Origin of the sequence: Tropicibacter sp. S64, from assembly GCF_049803835.1 — a bacterium.
GTDB lineage: Bacteria > Pseudomonadota > Alphaproteobacteria > Rhodobacterales > Rhodobacteraceae > Pacificoceanicola.
On sequence record NZ_JBNAGK010000013.1, the window covers coordinates 57,813 to 72,683 of the forward strand.

At 63.3% G+C, this 14,871-nt stretch carries 16 protein-coding genes; 13 read left to right on the plus strand and 3 right to left on the minus strand.

Features of this window, described 5'->3' with window-relative positions; translation table 11 throughout:
• Nucleotides 1-4: 4 nt before the first annotated feature.
• Genes ACP159_RS19560 through ACP159_RS19595 form a run of 8 tightly spaced genes read left to right on the plus strand, consistent with a single transcriptional unit; the run spans nt 5 to nt 7,166 of the window.
• Complete coding sequence (locus tag ACP159_RS19560) at nt 5-1,171, plus strand: lytic transglycosylase domain-containing protein (RefSeq protein ID WP_425101398.1); 1,167 nt, start codon at nt 5-7, stop codon at nt 1,169-1,171.
• Nucleotides 1,168-1,965: a type IV secretion system protein gene (locus tag ACP159_RS19565; RefSeq protein WP_425101399.1), complete on the plus strand. Its 798-nt coding sequence runs from the start codon at nt 1,168-1,170 to the stop codon at nt 1,963-1,965. The genes ACP159_RS19560 and ACP159_RS19565 overlap by 4 nt, the downstream gene beginning before the upstream one ends.
• A gap of 26 nt (nt 1,966-1,991) precedes the next feature.
• The gene (locus ACP159_RS19570; RefSeq protein ID WP_425101485.1) at nt 1,992-2,639 is read left to right on the plus strand and encodes a virB8 family protein; all 648 of its coding nucleotides are present in this window, start codon (nt 1,992-1,994) and stop codon (nt 2,637-2,639) included.
• Nucleotides 2,636-3,349: a TrbG/VirB9 family P-type conjugative transfer protein gene (locus ACP159_RS19575; RefSeq protein WP_425101401.1), complete on the plus strand. Its 714-nt coding sequence runs from the start codon at nt 2,636-2,638 to the stop codon at nt 3,347-3,349. Before ACP159_RS19570 ends, ACP159_RS19575 begins: the two co-directional genes overlap by 4 nt.
• Nucleotides 3,346-4,668 (plus strand): TrbI/VirB10 family protein, encoded by a 1,323-nt coding sequence (locus tag ACP159_RS19580; protein ID WP_425101402.1) that lies wholly within the window; start codon nt 3,346-3,348, stop codon nt 4,666-4,668. Before ACP159_RS19575 ends, ACP159_RS19580 begins: the two co-directional genes overlap by 4 nt.
• Before the next feature lies 1 nt (nt 4,669).
• Nucleotides 4,670-5,704: an ATPase, T2SS/T4P/T4SS family gene (locus tag ACP159_RS19585; RefSeq protein ID WP_425101403.1), complete on the plus strand. Its 1,035-nt coding sequence runs from the start codon at nt 4,670-4,672 to the stop codon at nt 5,702-5,704.
• A gap of 17 nt (nt 5,705-5,721) precedes the next feature.
• Nucleotides 5,722-6,141: a hypothetical protein gene (locus ACP159_RS19590; protein ID WP_425101404.1), complete on the plus strand. Its 420-nt coding sequence runs from the start codon at nt 5,722-5,724 to the stop codon at nt 6,139-6,141.
• On the plus strand, nt 6,141-7,166 hold the full coding sequence (locus tag ACP159_RS19595; protein ID WP_425101405.1) for a type IV secretion system protein: 1,026 nt from the start codon (nt 6,141-6,143) through the stop codon (nt 7,164-7,166). Before ACP159_RS19590 ends, ACP159_RS19595 begins: the two co-directional genes overlap by 1 nt.
• Nucleotides 7,167-7,478: 312 nt before the next feature.
• Here ACP159_RS19595 and ACP159_RS19600 read toward each other — a convergent pair whose 3' ends face one another.
• The 3 genes from ACP159_RS19600 to ACP159_RS19610 form a co-directional block, all read right to left on the minus strand.
• Complete coding sequence (locus tag ACP159_RS19600) at nt 7,479-7,697, minus strand: hypothetical protein (RefSeq protein WP_425101406.1); 219 nt, start codon at nt 7,695-7,697, stop codon at nt 7,479-7,481.
• A 16-nt stretch (nt 7,698-7,713) separates the two neighbouring features.
• The gene (locus ACP159_RS19605) at nt 7,714-8,946 is read right to left on the minus strand and encodes a M24 family metallopeptidase (protein ID WP_425101407.1); all 1,233 of its coding nucleotides are present in this window, start codon (nt 8,944-8,946) and stop codon (nt 7,714-7,716) included.
• 114 nt (nt 8,947-9,060) lie between these two features.
• The gene (locus ACP159_RS19610; protein ID WP_425101408.1) at nt 9,061-9,954 is read right to left on the minus strand and encodes a LysR substrate-binding domain-containing protein; all 894 of its coding nucleotides are present in this window, start codon (nt 9,952-9,954) and stop codon (nt 9,061-9,063) included.
• A 94-nt stretch (nt 9,955-10,048) separates the two neighbouring features.
• Here ACP159_RS19610 and ACP159_RS19615 point away from each other — a divergent pair, with 94 nt between their 5' ends.
• The 5 genes from ACP159_RS19615 (at nt 10,049) to ACP159_RS19635 (ending at nt 14,857) form a co-directional block, all read left to right on the plus strand.
• Nucleotides 10,049-10,852, plus strand: coding sequence for a creatininase (locus tag ACP159_RS19615; RefSeq protein ID WP_425101409.1), 804 nt, complete (start codon nt 10,049-10,051; stop codon nt 10,850-10,852).
• Between the two features lie 87 nt (nt 10,853-10,939).
• Complete coding sequence (locus tag ACP159_RS19620) at nt 10,940-12,013, plus strand: polyamine ABC transporter substrate-binding protein (protein WP_425101487.1); 1,074 nt, start codon at nt 10,940-10,942, stop codon at nt 12,011-12,013.
• Between the two features lie 75 nt (nt 12,014-12,088).
• On the plus strand, nt 12,089-12,946 hold the full coding sequence (locus ACP159_RS19625) for an ABC transporter permease (protein ID WP_425101410.1): 858 nt from the start codon (nt 12,089-12,091) through the stop codon (nt 12,944-12,946).
• On the plus strand, nt 12,936-13,733 hold the full coding sequence (locus ACP159_RS19630; RefSeq protein ID WP_425101411.1) for an ABC transporter permease: 798 nt from the start codon (nt 12,936-12,938) through the stop codon (nt 13,731-13,733). Before ACP159_RS19625 ends, ACP159_RS19630 begins: the two co-directional genes overlap by 11 nt.
• On the plus strand, nt 13,730-14,857 hold the full coding sequence (locus ACP159_RS19635) for an ABC transporter ATP-binding protein (protein ID WP_425101412.1): 1,128 nt from the start codon (nt 13,730-13,732) through the stop codon (nt 14,855-14,857). Before ACP159_RS19630 ends, ACP159_RS19635 begins: the two co-directional genes overlap by 4 nt.
• Nucleotides 14,858-14,871 lie beyond the last annotated feature (14 nt).

The following is a 14,871-nucleotide window of genomic DNA, read 5'->3' on the forward strand; positions in this document are numbered from 1 at the left end:
GCCCATGCGGACCTGGTTTCCCCTCTCGATGATCGGCCTTGTGCTGGTGGTTCCCCATGTGGGGACTGCCGCAGCGCAAGGCGTGCCGACCTTCGATCTGCGCCTTTTCGCAGAGCGCCAGGCGATCCTCGAGCAAACCGATCAGGATCTGGCGCTGCAGCAAGACCGGCTGACCCGCGAAGAAGAACTGGCCGAGATCGAGCGCCAGCAACTCGCCTCCCTCGAAGGGCTGATGGATGCCATGTCCCTCGGCTCGGGCGATGTCGCGGGCACCGTGGCCGGGCTTGAGGCGGGGCAGGGGGTAGTTGGTGACGTCGAAAGTGCGGCCGCCAGCCTCTACGCGCCTGAGGACAACAACCCGGCCGCAGCCCGGATGTTCGGCGATGCCCGGGAAGGGATCGAGGAGCTGATTATCCGCGCCGCGCGCGACACCCATAGCCTGCCCGGGGTGAGCCGCGCGGGCCTGTCGCTCGTCCAGTGGCGCTGCCTGTTGCAGGCATTGATCTGGCAGGAGAGCCGTTTTCAGATCGGGGCGCGCTCACCCGTGGGGGCCTTCGGACTTACCCAGATCATGCCCGGAACGGCGGGCGATCTCGGGATCTACCCGGCCTATTACGACGACCCCTGGCTGCAGGTCACCGGCGGCGCGCGGTACCTCGCGCAGATGCTGAACATGTTCGATGGCAACATCATCCACGCGCTCGCCGCTTACAACGCAGGCCCGGGCAACGTTCAGAACTATGGTGACGTCCCGCCCTTCGCGGAGACGCAGCATTACGTCGTTGTGATCCCCCAGCAGTACAACAGCTATCTCGCCGCCGTGGGCGGCATCGATGCGCTCGGCACCATTGACCCTGTCCTTCTGGCGAATGCGAGCTTCAGCCTCTCCGCCCATGGGGCGGGGGTCTATGGGGATTATTCGCTGGTCTCGGTCCGCGCGGCGGCCCTGCGGGTGCAGGACATCATCACCCGAATTGGCGAGACGGAAGATCTGCACGAGGCCATCGCGCTCAACACCTATGCGCGCGCCGAATTGGCCCGGCTGGTCGCGATCCGGACCCGGATCAAGGCCGCCCATACCCAGCCGCTGAGCGAGGAACAACTCGCCATGGCCGCAGCCCAAGCCGCTGAGCGGCAGTTCATGGATTTCACCCAGGAGACATTGCGATGATCCGGCGCTTGTACCGTTCCCTCACCACCACCGCCGCGACCCTCGCGCTGACCACCGCCCTCGCGGGGCCTATCACCGCTCAGGGCGTGCCCACGGTCGATACCCAGAACATCGCCCAGGAAATCCGCCAGCTTCAACAGATGCTGCAGGATTTCGGGATCCAGACCGATCTTCTGGACAATGCGCTCGAACAGCTTGAGACGCTGCAAGGCCAGCTCGATCAGCTGAACGAGATGTATGCGTCGCTGACCGGGCCGCGCAGTATCCTCGGGCTCGCCATGGGCGGCGATCTCGACGATCTCCTGCAGGCCAACTTCGAAGACATTCCCGGCCTGATCCGAGGCATCCAGGCGGGCGACTGGTCGAGCCTGATCGGCCCCAACGCAGGGCCCCTGCGCACACAGATGGAACAGGCGCTGGCGAGTGCAGGCTTCGACGAGGACTCGCTGCGCGAGATCGCCACCAGCGGCAATCCCGGTGCGGAAGGTGTCGCGACCCGCGCCACGACCGGTGCCGTGATGTCTGCGGCAGCCCAGAACAGCCATGCCGAGGCGGCGCAATCGCTGGAACGCGTCGAGCAACTCGTGTCGTTGATCCCCGACATGGAGGACCTCAAGGAGTCGATGGATCACAACACCCGCGTCACGGCGGAACTCGCCATCGCCATGACGCGGATGTGGGAGCTTGAAGCCATCCAAACCCTCGGCGCAGGCAATGCGGGCGTGGTGGATGCCGCCACCGTCGCCGAAGAGCGCCGCTACATGGACTTCACCCTTCCGAGCCTACGGCCATGACCAAGGCACCGGACATGACGGCAGGCATGAGTGCGCGGGAACTCGTTGAGGAGGAACTGATCCATGGCGCGCTGCGCCGGGAGCAGCTCTGGAGGATGATCGGCCTTGGCGGGGCGGGCTTTGGCGTTTTCGGCTGCCTTGCAGCCGCGGCCGTCGCCCTGATGGTCGAGACGCCCCCGCCAGTCGTCGTGCCCTATGATCCCGCGACGGGCTTGGCCCTGCCGAACGCCACGGTCGAGACGGTGCGACTTGCCGAGCGACCTGCGATCATCGAGGCGCAGATCTACCGCTACATCCTCGACCGCGAAGCCTACAACCAGCTCGACAATGATCTGCGCGTGCGCCGGGTGCTGGCGCAATCCACCGGGGCGGCCGAGGCCGGCATGCGCGCCATGTGGACCTCGGGGCAGGAGAGCTATCCGCCGACCCGCTACGGCCCCGCGGCCGAGATGGCCGTCGAGATCGCCTCGATCACGCTGATCGGCGAGAACCGCGCGCAGGTGCGCCTCAGAAAGCGCCTGACCAGCCCGCAGGGGGCGCAGGACGGATCCTTCACCGCGACGCTGATGTTCGCCTTCCAACCCGAACGGACCCGCTCGATCGACGATGTCTGGCAGAACCCTTTCGGCTTCACCGTCACCCAATATGCCATCCGATCGGACCGTTCCGAATGACCTCTGTTCCAGTTCTTGCCCCAGTTCACGCCCTGCTTGTCGCCGGTGCCCTCGTGCTCTCCGCACCAGCCGCCTTCTCCGAGACCACGCCGCGCCCTGGCTCCCATGACAACCGCGTCCGGATCGCCACCTGGACCGAGGGGCAGGTCTACCGCGTCGTCACGACCCTGACCCGCGTTACCACAGTCGAATTCGGCGAAGGCGAGACCATCCGTTCGATCATCGCGGGCGACACGGTGGGCTTCCAGTTCGACGGTGTGCCCGGCGGACGCGCCTTCGCGATCAAGCCCGCCGCCTCTGGGGTCGCCACCAACATCACAGTCTACACGAACCGTCGCTCCTACTACTTCCACGTGGTCGAAGCGCGCGAGACCCCGCATTACGTCGTGCAGTTCCGCTATCCCGAGAGCCGCGTTCAACCGGCCCGGGCAGTCGCGGCCGAGGCGCCGAATGCCAACTATGCCGTCAGCGCCCGGGAAGAATTCACGCCGACCGCCATCTGGGATGACGGCACCTTCACCTATTTCCGCTTCGCGCGGAACGCGCCGGTCCCGGCGATCTTCCGCTATGCCAATGGCGGCGAGCGGGCGGTGAACAGCACAGCACTCGAGGACGGCGTCATCCGTGTTTCGGGCGGGAACCGCCAATGGGTGCTGCGCCTCGGCGAAGACGAGGTCTGTGTTCAGGATATGGGTGGGCCCACATCATGAGCCAGGACACCGAAGACCTCGCCGCGCGTCTCGTGGCCCTTGAAGCGACGGGCGACAAGAAGCGCGGTGCCGCACGGCCCTCCCCGCTTGCCGCCATCCTCGGTGTGGCCGGGATCGTGGCAGCAGGCGGCCTGGCCTGGGCCGCCCTGCAGCCATCACCGGAAGCGCCCCTGCCGACCGCGGCCCCCGAAGAGTTTCAGACCGCAGGATCGGGCTTCGGCGACCTCGCACCCATGCCCTTGGTTGAGCCTGCACCGCCGCCGGCCGAGACGGGCCCCTCCGCGTCAGAACTGGCGCTGATGGAGAGTCTCGCAACGCTACGCGCGGAACTTGAAGACCTGCGGGCGCGGCCCGTCGAGGCATCGGACAGCGGGGTAGAGCAGGCCATCGCCGATCTCACGGCGCAGATCGCGGCGCTGCAAGAGGCCTCGTCTGAGGCGCAGCGCGCGCTCGAGCGGCAATTGACTGAACGCGACCGCGAGCTAGACCAGCTGCGCATGGACCTCGAGGTCGCGCGGCTGACCCCGCCTGCGCCCACGGACCTCGGTCCGAACGAGGAGGAATTGCGGCTTGCCGAACTCGAGCGCCGCCGCATCGCGGAGGCCGAGGCGCGGGCCGAACGCATCGCATCGCCCATGATCGCGTTTTCCGGGATGGGGGCGGGGACCGACCCGGAGAACAGCATAGAGGCCGCGCGCCTGAATGAAGACGAAGCCTTCGTGCGCGCAGGCGGAAGGCCTGCCCCGGTGACGCGCGCCGAAGTGATCGTGAACCCCGGCAACACCGTCGTGCAAGGTACGATGATCCAGGCCGTGACCGAGACGGCGCTCGACAGCACGCTGCCCGGCGCGATCCGGGCCATCGTCTCAGAAGACGTTCATTCATTCGACGGCACGCGGGTCCTGATCCCGCGTGGCGCGCGTCTCGTGGGGCGTTACCGCTCCGATGTGGCGCTCGCGCAGTCGCGGGTCATGGTAGCCTGGGACCGCATCATCCTGCCCGACAACCAGACCGTGGAGATCAGCGCCTTCGGTGGGGATGAACTCGGCCGCACCGGCACCACCGGCTTTGTCGATACCCGCTTCGCGCAGCGCTTCGGCTCGGCCGCGCTGATCTCGCTGATCGGGGCCTTGCCTGCAGCCGCGGCGGGACAGATCGAGGATGAGGCTACGGCCGATATTGCGAGCGATGTGGGCACGGACCTACGCGACAGCACCCAAAGCGTGATGCAGGACTATCTCGCGATCCGGCCCGTGATCCATGTCGATCAGGGCACGCGGATCACGGTCATGGTCGACCGCGATCTGGAGATTTTCTGATATGGCGGCAAGCTATCTCGAAGCCTCGCTCGACCGGCTGGGCGCGCCCGTGCAACGGGACGACACGATCGAGATCTGCATCAACCCCGATGGTCGGGTCTGGGGCGAGTTCCAGGGCGATCATTTCATGCGGGGTCTTGGCACGCCGCTGACGCAGACCGAGATCAAGGACCTCGGCAATCAGATCGCCTCGGCCGCCTCGACCACGCTCAGCCAGAAGAAACCCATCGTCTCGGTCTCGATCCTCTACCGGGCTCGTCCGATCCGGGCGCAGGTGATCCAGCCTCCTGCCGTCGAGGGCGGCTTCTCCATCTCGCTACGGTTCTTCTCCTCCCTGCCACTGGAGGCCATCAAGCTTGGCTTCCTCTATGGCAAGGAGCGCAGCCTCGATGGTCTGCGCCGCGAACGGAACGCCGCGCTGCGCAATGTGGTGGCCTCCGGCGATATCGACGCCGCCTTGCGGTTTTGTGTCGAGAACAAGCTCAACATGATCGTTTCAGGCGGCACCTCGACCGGCAAGACAGTCGCGGCGCGCAAGATCCTTTCGCTGATCCCACCCGAGGAGCGGATCATCACCATTGAGGAGGCGGCGGAACTGCGCCCTGAACAGCCGAATGCCGTGACGCTGATTGCGGACCGGGACACGGATGCCCGCAGCGCCGATGTGCTTCTGGCCTCGACCCTGCGCATGCGGCCCGACCGGATCGTGCTGGGCGAGGTCCGTGGTCGCGAGGCCATGACCTTTCTCGAGGCAATCAACACCGGCCATGGCGGCTCGCTCACCACGCTCCATGCCGAGACCCCGCAACTGGCGGTCCGCCGCCTCGCCATCGCCGCGCTCAAGACCGATGTCCCGATGACCTATGTCGACATGGTCGACTACATCGAGGGCTCCATCGACGTGATCATCCAGGCCGGTCGCCATGACGGCGCCCGCGGCATCACCGAGTTCTTCCTGCCGGGGCAGGCAAGACATCCAGATCAGAACACTGCCGGAACCGGGGGCACAAAGCGCCCTGCGGTTGCCGTCGAATGACCCGAAAGGATAACCCCATGCGCAAGATCACCCTCGCCGCAGCTGTGGCCCTGTTGGCCGCGCCGCTCGCGGCCCAGACCTCGCCTCAGGTCACGAATGATCTCACCGTGACCGTCACGCCCCAACAGTACCGGATCTGCAACGACCGGCCCGCACGGCCGACCTGGATGGATGAAGTCCACCCGCGCGAGGCCTACAAGGCGCTAACGTTGATGCGGCTTTACGAGTTGCGGTCCTGGGAGGCGATCAAGGAAACTGGCGACTGCGGCTGTGATGTCCGCTTCCCGTCATGGGATGCAACCTCAGCCGAATACGAGGAACGGTTCGCGACAAGCACGCAGGCGGAGCACACTCAGGCCCAATTGGCCCTCCGCACCGAACAGAACCAGATCGCCCGCGACGTCCAGGATACCTGTGAAGCGCAAGGCAACTGGTAATGAGCATCGTCAGCTGGATGGTCGGAACCGCCGACGGCTTCCTTGCCGATGCGGCCGAGTCCCAGTTCGGGGCTGTGGCCAGCAATACCGGCACGATCGTCCTGCTGATGGTCACGCTCTCGCTGATCGGCGTCTGCATCAACATGGCCTTCCAGTTCCGCAGCATGGATGGAGCCAGCTTCTTCTGGTACCTGATCAAGCTGATGCTGATAGGGCTCTTCGCCTTCAACTGGGCCAACTTCAACGCGGTCGCCAACGCCGTCATCGGCGGGCTCGACTACGTCGCCGGGGCCCTGATCTCCTCTGTCGGCGGCGGCGGGGCAGGAGCCACCTACTTCGCAGGCGAGTTCGACCGGCTGATCATAGAGTTCAGCCAATATCTGAACGCGATCGGCAACAACCTGAACTGGATGACCGGCGCGATCCTCGGCGGCATCGGCCTGGTGCTCCTGAGCCTCCTTGGTTTCATGACCGGCATCGTCCTCATCTTCGCCAAGATGATGCTGACCCTGATGCTCGGCCTCGCGCCGATCATGATCGCGCTGTCGCTCTTCGATGCGACCAAGGATTTCTTCCACAGATGGGTCTCGACCACCATCAGCTACGCCTTCTACCCCATCGTCATCGCCGCCATGTTCTCGACCGTTGTCGGCATGGCGAATTCGCTTCTGGCGCAGCTGGGAGACCCGAACTCAGCGACCAACATCGGCTCGCTGGTGCCGTTCTTCGTGATGGTGTTCCTGGCCAAGGGCTTCGTCGCGGCGACGCCGCTGATCGTGCGGGGGATCTCTGGGAACCTGATGGTGGCTGCGGCGCCTGCGATCGTCAGTGGGTCTGCAGGGGTCCTGCGGGGGTTGGCAAACACCTCTGGTGTGCAGGGCAGGGCGCGGATCGGTGCGCTCACGACAGGTGAAGCGATCGGCCGAGGGGCGGTGCAGGCTCCTGCTGCGGTAAAGAGCGCCGCGGCGACGGCAAGCGCGCAGGTGGTCAGGATGGCGGAGAGGGCAAAGCGGCTGGCTGGTTGAAGCCAGAAGCGAGTGCCGCTCCCGTGATGGATGGTGGCGATTGAAGCGCGATTTCAATACTTTGCCGAATGCCGTGTGCAGCACGTGTTCATGTTTCGATCACGCAATTTCGTACCGTATAGTGCTCATTTCGGTTAGTCATGTTTGATGCAGTATAATTTCGTTTCCCAATTGTGATATCGAGGACCAGCCGAACTGCGCCGTCACAGACTGCGATGGAAACGCATTCTTCGCCAAACTCATGAGAGTCCATCCTAGTCAGGAGTTGGAGCCTCCGGCAAATCAGGCACCGTTCCAACTACCGCAGACGGTTCACTGAGGTCCGGAACTCTCCGCTAGAAGAGACGGGCTTGCAATACCGTGCGATTTTTCTAGCGTCGGATTGCCGGTGGTATTGGTTCGCATGGCCACCGGAAAGCCCGCGCCAATTGCAATCACCGTGTAGCCATGACCTTGGACTCCACGGCACAAAATTGCGACCGTGAAGACCAGCGCCGAAATGGCGCTGGTCGTGGCAATCATGTTCGCCATCGAGATGGCGCTGGCCCTAGTTCTTGATGACATTGTGCTCAGGGCCGTAAGGGAAGCCGGTGATGTTCTCGACCGTGTGGTCTTCACCGATAACCAGGATGTCATGTTCGCGGTAACCGCCGGCACCCGGTTGCCCCTCCGGGATCATCACCATCGGCTCCATGGAGACGACCATGCCGGGCTTGAGCACGGTGTCGATATCCTCACGCAACTCGACTCCGGCCTCGCGGCCGTAGTAGTGGCTCAGAACACCGAAGCTGTGACCGTAGCCGAACGACCGGTATTTCAGCAGATCCCATTCGCGATACATCTCGTTGAGCTCGATCGCGATGTCCATGCAGCGCGCGCCGGGCTTGATCAACTCGAGACCACGCTCGTGGACCTTCACGTTCTTCTCCCAGATGTCGAGGCTGGCATCGTCCACGTGATCGCAGAACAGGGTGCGTTCCAGCGCCGTGTAGTAGCCGAAGATCATCGGGAAGGTGTTGAGCGACAGGATCTCGCCCGACTGAACCTTCTTGTTGGTGACGGGGTTGTGCGCGCCGTCGGTGTTGATGCCGGACTGGAACCAGGTCCAGGTGTCCATGAGTTCCACGAAGGGGAAGGAATTGGCGATCTCGCGGATCATCGCGTTGGTGCCGGCGATGGCCACTTCATGCTCGGGAACGCCTGCCTTCACGGCCGCGGCGACAGCGGCCCCGCCCACGTCGGCGACGCGCGCGCCTTCCTTGATCAACTTGATCTCTTCGGCGGACTTGATCGTCCGCATCCACATGGCAGGCTTGCCGATGTCGACGAACTCGACGCCGGGCAGGGCGTCCTGCAGAAGCTGACGATACTCGAGCGAGACATGGTCGAACTCTATGCCGATGCGCTTGGCGCCCGGCGTCAGCTGCTGGATCGCGCGATAGAAGTTGTCGCGACGCCAGTCCGTGTAGGTGATGTTGTTGCCGAAGCTCCGGCGGAAGGGCTGGCCGCCGTCGATCCCGGCGGAAATCGTGGTGGCATTCTTCTGGTCGATGACCATGCCGTATTTGCGGCCGAAGTAGCAGTAGAGCCAACCGCTGTAATAGTTGATGCAGTGATACGACGTGAAGAGCGCCGCATCGACGTCGTTACTGGCCATCCAATCGCGCAACTCGTTCTGGCGACGGGCCATTTCGGCATCCGAGAAAGGCGAGAACTCCTTCTCGCCGTTGTGCCATTCCATGACGTGGAGCATGTCAGCGACGTGGTTGTTGCCGTCCATCTTGAAGATCCTTCCTGCTTGCGGTGTTCTTCCGTCCGTAGCAGCGCGGGATCGCGACGAAAAATTAATTGAAATGATGCGACCATAAGGATTACAAATTCACAGCGCTTGCCGTCATCCCGCCCGCGTGCGGGTCGGCAGGCGGAATGTCGAAACCTCGTCCGTGATCTGTTCGATCAGTCTGAGCGCGGCATCCGACATCTTCACATGCTTGTAGAACAGCCCGACATGGAGTTTCGAAAGCTGCGGGAATCCGTCACTCGGCGTGAGGATGCGCATCCCGGGCAGCAGCGTCTTCTTGGTCAGGGCGGTAACGCCCATGCCGTGCAGGACCGCCTTCTGGAGGGCGGACACCCCAAGGCTCTCGAAAGACACGCGCCAGTCCCGGCCTTCGGAATTCAGCGCGTCGATCATGCGCTTGCGATAGGGGCAGCCCTGGGGATGGGCGATGATCTTCAGCGGTTTGTCAGGATCGATCCGGTGGTCGCGGGCGCAGGCCCAGACCGGGCGTTCGGACCAATAGATAGAGACATGCGGGGCGGGCATCGTGTCTGTGACGGCGATCGTCATGTCGAGATCGTCGACATGAAGGGCCGACAGGAGCTTTCTGCTCCAGTCGCAGCGGATGTCCAGCAGGACGGCGGGATTGTCGGCAGAGAACCGCGCGATGATGCTTTGGAAGTAGTCGATCGAGTAGTCCACCGGCAGGCCGATCCTGAGCGTCCCCAGAAAGGCCGCCTGCTGCAGGTTGGCGACGGCGCGATCGTTGAGGCGCAGGATCTCGCGCGCATAGCCCAGCAGCGTCTGCCCTTCCGGCGTCAGCTCGATCTGCTTGCCGTGGATCTCGACCAGCTTGCTGCCCGCAATTTCTTCCAGGCGCTTGATCTGCAGCGATATCGCCGGCTGCGTCCGGCCCAGAACGCTCCCGGTCTCCGTATAGCTGCGCAAGTCGGCGACGGTCACGAAGGTCCGCAGCAAGTCCGTTTGCAGGTTGGTAAATCGGCGCATCATTAACAATCCTTATTCAAGTATTGTTACTATGAATTTCTGCGGAAAGGCAAGGTGCCCTAGGGTCTGACGATCTTCAGATGCAGGGGGTGCAATGCCACATTCTACCGTCTTTGCCGCCGAAATGCCTTGGCCCGACTACCAGAAGCGGGTTCAGGGGGGCGAGGTGCCTGTCCTGATCCCGCTCGGGTCGATGGAACAGCACGGGCATCACATGCCCATGCATGTCGATGTGTTGCTGCCGACCGAGTTCGCGCGACGCGCCGCCGAAAAGGTCGGCGCCCTCGTCGCGCCACCGTTCACATATGGATACAAGTCGCACCAGAAGTCGGGCGGCGGGAACTTCTTCCCGGGCACGACCAGCCTCGATGGGGCGAGCCTGGTGAACGCGCTCAAGGACGTGGTCAAGGAATTCGTCCGGCATGGCGTGCGCAACCTGTGCATCGTCAACGGGCATTTCGAGAATTCGTGGTTCATCACCGAAGCCATCGACCTCGCCCTGCGCGAACTGGGCTGGGGCGGCATCCACGACGTCAAGGTCGTGGTCCTGTCCTACTGGGATTTCGTGGATCAGGCCTCGATCGACAAGCTCTACCCTGACGGCTTTCTGGGGTGGGACATCGAACATGGCGGCGTTCTGGAAACGTCGCTGATGCTGCGTCTGCACCCCGACCTAGTGTCCCTAAAGGACGCGGTCGAACACGCGCCTGCGACTTTCCCGCCCTATGACGTCTATCCCGCCAAGCCCGACTGGACGCCGGCCAGCGGCACGCTGTCCTCGCCCAAGGACGCGACCGCCGAGAAAGGCGATATCCTGCTGGAAGTCTGCACCAGGGGAATCGTCCAGGCGCTGCGAGCCGAGTTCGGCAAGGCGGCCGCGCTGGCGAATGCAAGCTGACCCGACCGCCAAGAAAAACGAATTCCAACAAGGAGAAACCCCGTGTCCCACCACCTGATCCGCCCCAGCCGCCGTAGCCTGTTGAAGATGACGGGCGCCGCGGCGCTGGCCACACCCTTCCTTTCCATTCGTGCCGCCGCACAGACCACCGAACTGTCGATGCTCGCATGGTATGGTCATGCCGAGCCCGACATCGTCGGTGAGTTCGAAGAGGCCAATAACGTCAAATTCGTGCCGAAATACTATACCGGCGGCGACAACATGCTGGGCCTGATTGCCCAGTCGCCGCGCGGAACCTTCGATGTGATCCTCTCGGACGGCGAATACGTGCAGCAGCTCAACGCCGCGGGCTATATCGAGGAACTCGACCCCGCTGACTATGCCTTCGACGACTTCTTTCCCGAGTTCCAGAAATTCCCCGGCCACTGGCAGGACGACAAGCTCTTCTCGGTCATCACGCGGTTCGGCTTCCTCGGGGTTGCCTACAACACCGACGCCTTCACCGAGGCTGAAGCTTCCAGCTACGATCTTTTTGCCGACGACCGCCTGACCGGCAAGCTGGGCCATTTCGACTGGCACCTGCCCAACCTGGGCCAGATGAGCCTGCATGTCGGCAATGCCTCACCCTATGACATCGACGAGGCGGCCTGGGAAAAGGTTCAGGAGCACACCATGGGCCTGCGTCGCCAGGCCGGGGGCTTCTTCGACTACGGCGGGACGTTCTCGTCGCTCGATAGCGGTCAGATGCTGGCCTTTGCCGGGATCGGCGACTGGATCACCGGCGCGCTCGAAAAGAACGGCAGCCCCGTGCGCAGCGTCATCCCCGAGCAGGGTGGCCTGCAATGGACGGAGAGCTTTTCGATCGGCAAGGGCTCACGCAACCCCGACATGGCCCGGAAGTGGATCCAGTACATCACCTCGCCTGAAGGCCAGGCGAAATCGGCCAACATGGCCGCCTACCCGGCAATCATCCCGTCGCAGGCGGGCTGGCGAGTCCTGAACGAGACCGACCCGGCCGAAGCGCAGCGCCAGAACATGGTCCTGGGCCAGCGCAACGCGATGGACATGATCCGCGAAGGGCTGATCCAGTACCGTCAGCTTCCGGTTCAGCAGAGCCTCGAGGACTGGAACGATTTCTGGTCCGACTACAAGGGCGCCTGACGCGCGGTCCTGTAGGAGCGCGTGCGTGACCCGCGCTCCTACAGGCTGTACTTTTGCCGAACCATGGGGTCCGAAATGACCAAGCGACCGACACCGTTTTCCCTGATCCTAGCGATGCCCTTGCTCGTTTGGCAGCTGGTCTTCTTTCTGTTTCCGCTGCTTTTTCTCGTCGCGATCAGTTTCTGGACAGTCCGCAACTTCCAGATGACGCCGGACCTGAACTTCGGCAACTGGGAACGCGTTTTGACCCGCGGCGTGTTCTGGGACGCGTATTTCCGGACCTTTCTACTGGCCACCGCGGCCGCAGCCATCACCAGCATCATTGCCTTTCCGGCGTCTTACGCGATCTCGTTCAAGATGAGCGAGACAGCCAAGCGCTGGATGGTCTTCATCCTGATCATCCCGTTCTTCACCAGCTATCTTGTCCGTGTCTATTCGCTCCAGGTGTTCCTGTCCGATGCGGGGATTGTGAACGCGGCACTTGGATTTCTGGGGCTTGGGCCCTTCAGCATGCTGAACAACACCTTCGGCGTTCTGGCGGGGATGGTCACGCTGACCCTGCCGCTGGTCATCCTGCTCCAGACCTTCAGCCTGAATTTCGTCAACCGCGATCTGATCGAGGCCGCGCACAACCTGCGCTGCGGGCGTCTGCGGACGGTCTTCGCGGTGATCGTGCCATCGGCCAAGGTGGGCCTGGTCATCGCGGCGCTTTTCGCCTTCATCCTCAGCTTCGGCGATTTCGTGAGCCCGCTCTATCTGGGCGGCGGCAACCCTCCGACTTTGTCGATCATGATCACCGATTTCACCAAGTCAGGGCAGCAATGGCCCCGGGCCGCGGTCGTTGCGATCATGATGATCGTCACGCTGCTTACCGTGGCCTTCGCGGCCGTCTCATACGCCTACAGGGAGCGGGGGAAGCAGGATGGGCAATGAAAGCCGCATCATCAACGCGCTGCTCAGGGCGCATGTCGCCTTGTGCCTGCTGTTCATCTTCGCCCCGATCGCCGGGAGCTTCGTCTTCTCGCTGAACTCCGACCGGTTCCCGTCGCTGCCGCTGGGTGCGTTCTCGACCGAATGGTATCGCCTGATCTGGGAGGACCCGCTGGTCTGGCAGGGCTTTGCCAACACGGTCGTCGTCGGCCTGACGGTTGCAGTCATCGCGACCGTGCTGGGTTTCGGCGGCGCATACACGGATTTTCGGTACAAATTCACCGGCAAATCCGTCTACCTCGCGCTGGCGCTCTTGCCGCCGACGATCCCGGTCGTGATCCTGGGCCTTGCGATGCTGGCCTTCCTGAGCCGCGTGAACCTGTCGGGCACCGCCATCTCGGTCATCATCGCTCATGGCGTGATGTGCAGCCCGTTCGCCATGGCGATCATCCGGCTGCGCCTGTCGCAGATGGACCCCGACCTGGAAGCGGCGTCCTGGAACATGGGGGGAAACCAGTGGCAGACACTTCGCCATGTGATCATTCCGTTCACCAGGCCCGCGATCTTCGCGGCGCTGTTCATCACCATGGCGGTCTCCTTCGACGAATTCGCGGTTGCATGGTTTGTCTCGGGGCTGAACGAAACCCTGCCGGTGAAGATCCTGGGCTTCCTGCAGGGGCAGGTCAGCCCGCGCATCAATGCCATCGGCTCACTCGCCTTTCTCAGCTCGATGACGCTGATCATTTTGGCCCAGCTTCTGCTGCGCCGTCCGGAGGACAAGAAGACATGAAAGCGCAAGCACGCATGCCACAGCAGTCAGACGCGATCGTCAGGTTCGACAATGTCGTGAAGCGCTTCGGCGAATTCACCGCGGTCAAGAAAGCGGATTTCGAGATCGCACGCGGAGAATTCCTTGCCATCATGGGGTCGTCGGGCTGCGGCAAGACCACGACGCTGCGCATGCTGGCGGGACTCGAGGACCCGTCCGAGGGCGCGATCTATCTGGATGGCGAGAAGGTGAACGGAAAGGCCACCTGGGATCGCGACACGCCCATGGTCTGGCAATCGCTTGCCCTGTTCCCGTTCCTGACGGTTCGGGAAAACGTCGAGTTCGCGTTGAAGATGCGGGGGGTCGGCAAGGAGGAACGTCGGCAGCGCGCGGAAAAGTGGCTCGACAAGATGCAGATCACTGAATTCGCCAGCCGTAACATCAACCAATTGTCCGGCGGGCAAAAGCAGCGCGTTGCCCTGGCCCGCGCCCTGGTCACGGAGCCGAAGATCCTGCTTCTGGACGAGCCGCTCTCGGCGCTCGATGCACATCTCAAGGTGCGCATGCAGGCCGTCCTGTCGAACCTCCAGAAGGATCTCGGGATCACCTTCGTCTACGTGACGCATTCGATGTCGGAAGCCTTTTCCATGGCGGATCGCGTGGTCATCATGAGCCGCGGTCAGATCGAGCAGATCGGCACGCCGCAAGAAATATACCGCGAGCCCCACAATCGGTTCGTCGCGGAGTTCCTTGGCTCGGCCAACATTTTCGACGGTGTGGTGCGGGGCCCCGCCGGTGCGGACGGCTGGCAGGTCGCCTTCGAGGGCGGCGATACGATTCTGCCGCGGCGCGAACTACCGGACGCCTCGGTGGGTAAGGCGGTGACCTTCATCGTCAGCGCCGAGAACATGCAGTTGAGCCGACAGGACAGCGGCCACGCCGGGATTGCAGCCATTGTCGCGGGCGAGGAATTCAGCGGCGGATCGGCCATGGTCTTTCTCGAGACTGCGGGCGGACGCGAACTCAAGGTCCAGAAAAGCCACGACGCGTTGTCGTCGCTCGATCTGCATGCAGGTTCGGAAGTCGTCGTGCACTGGGCGCCGGAAAGCTGCCACGTGCTGCCAGGCGAGAACAAAACGACTTGAACGAAACATCCGCG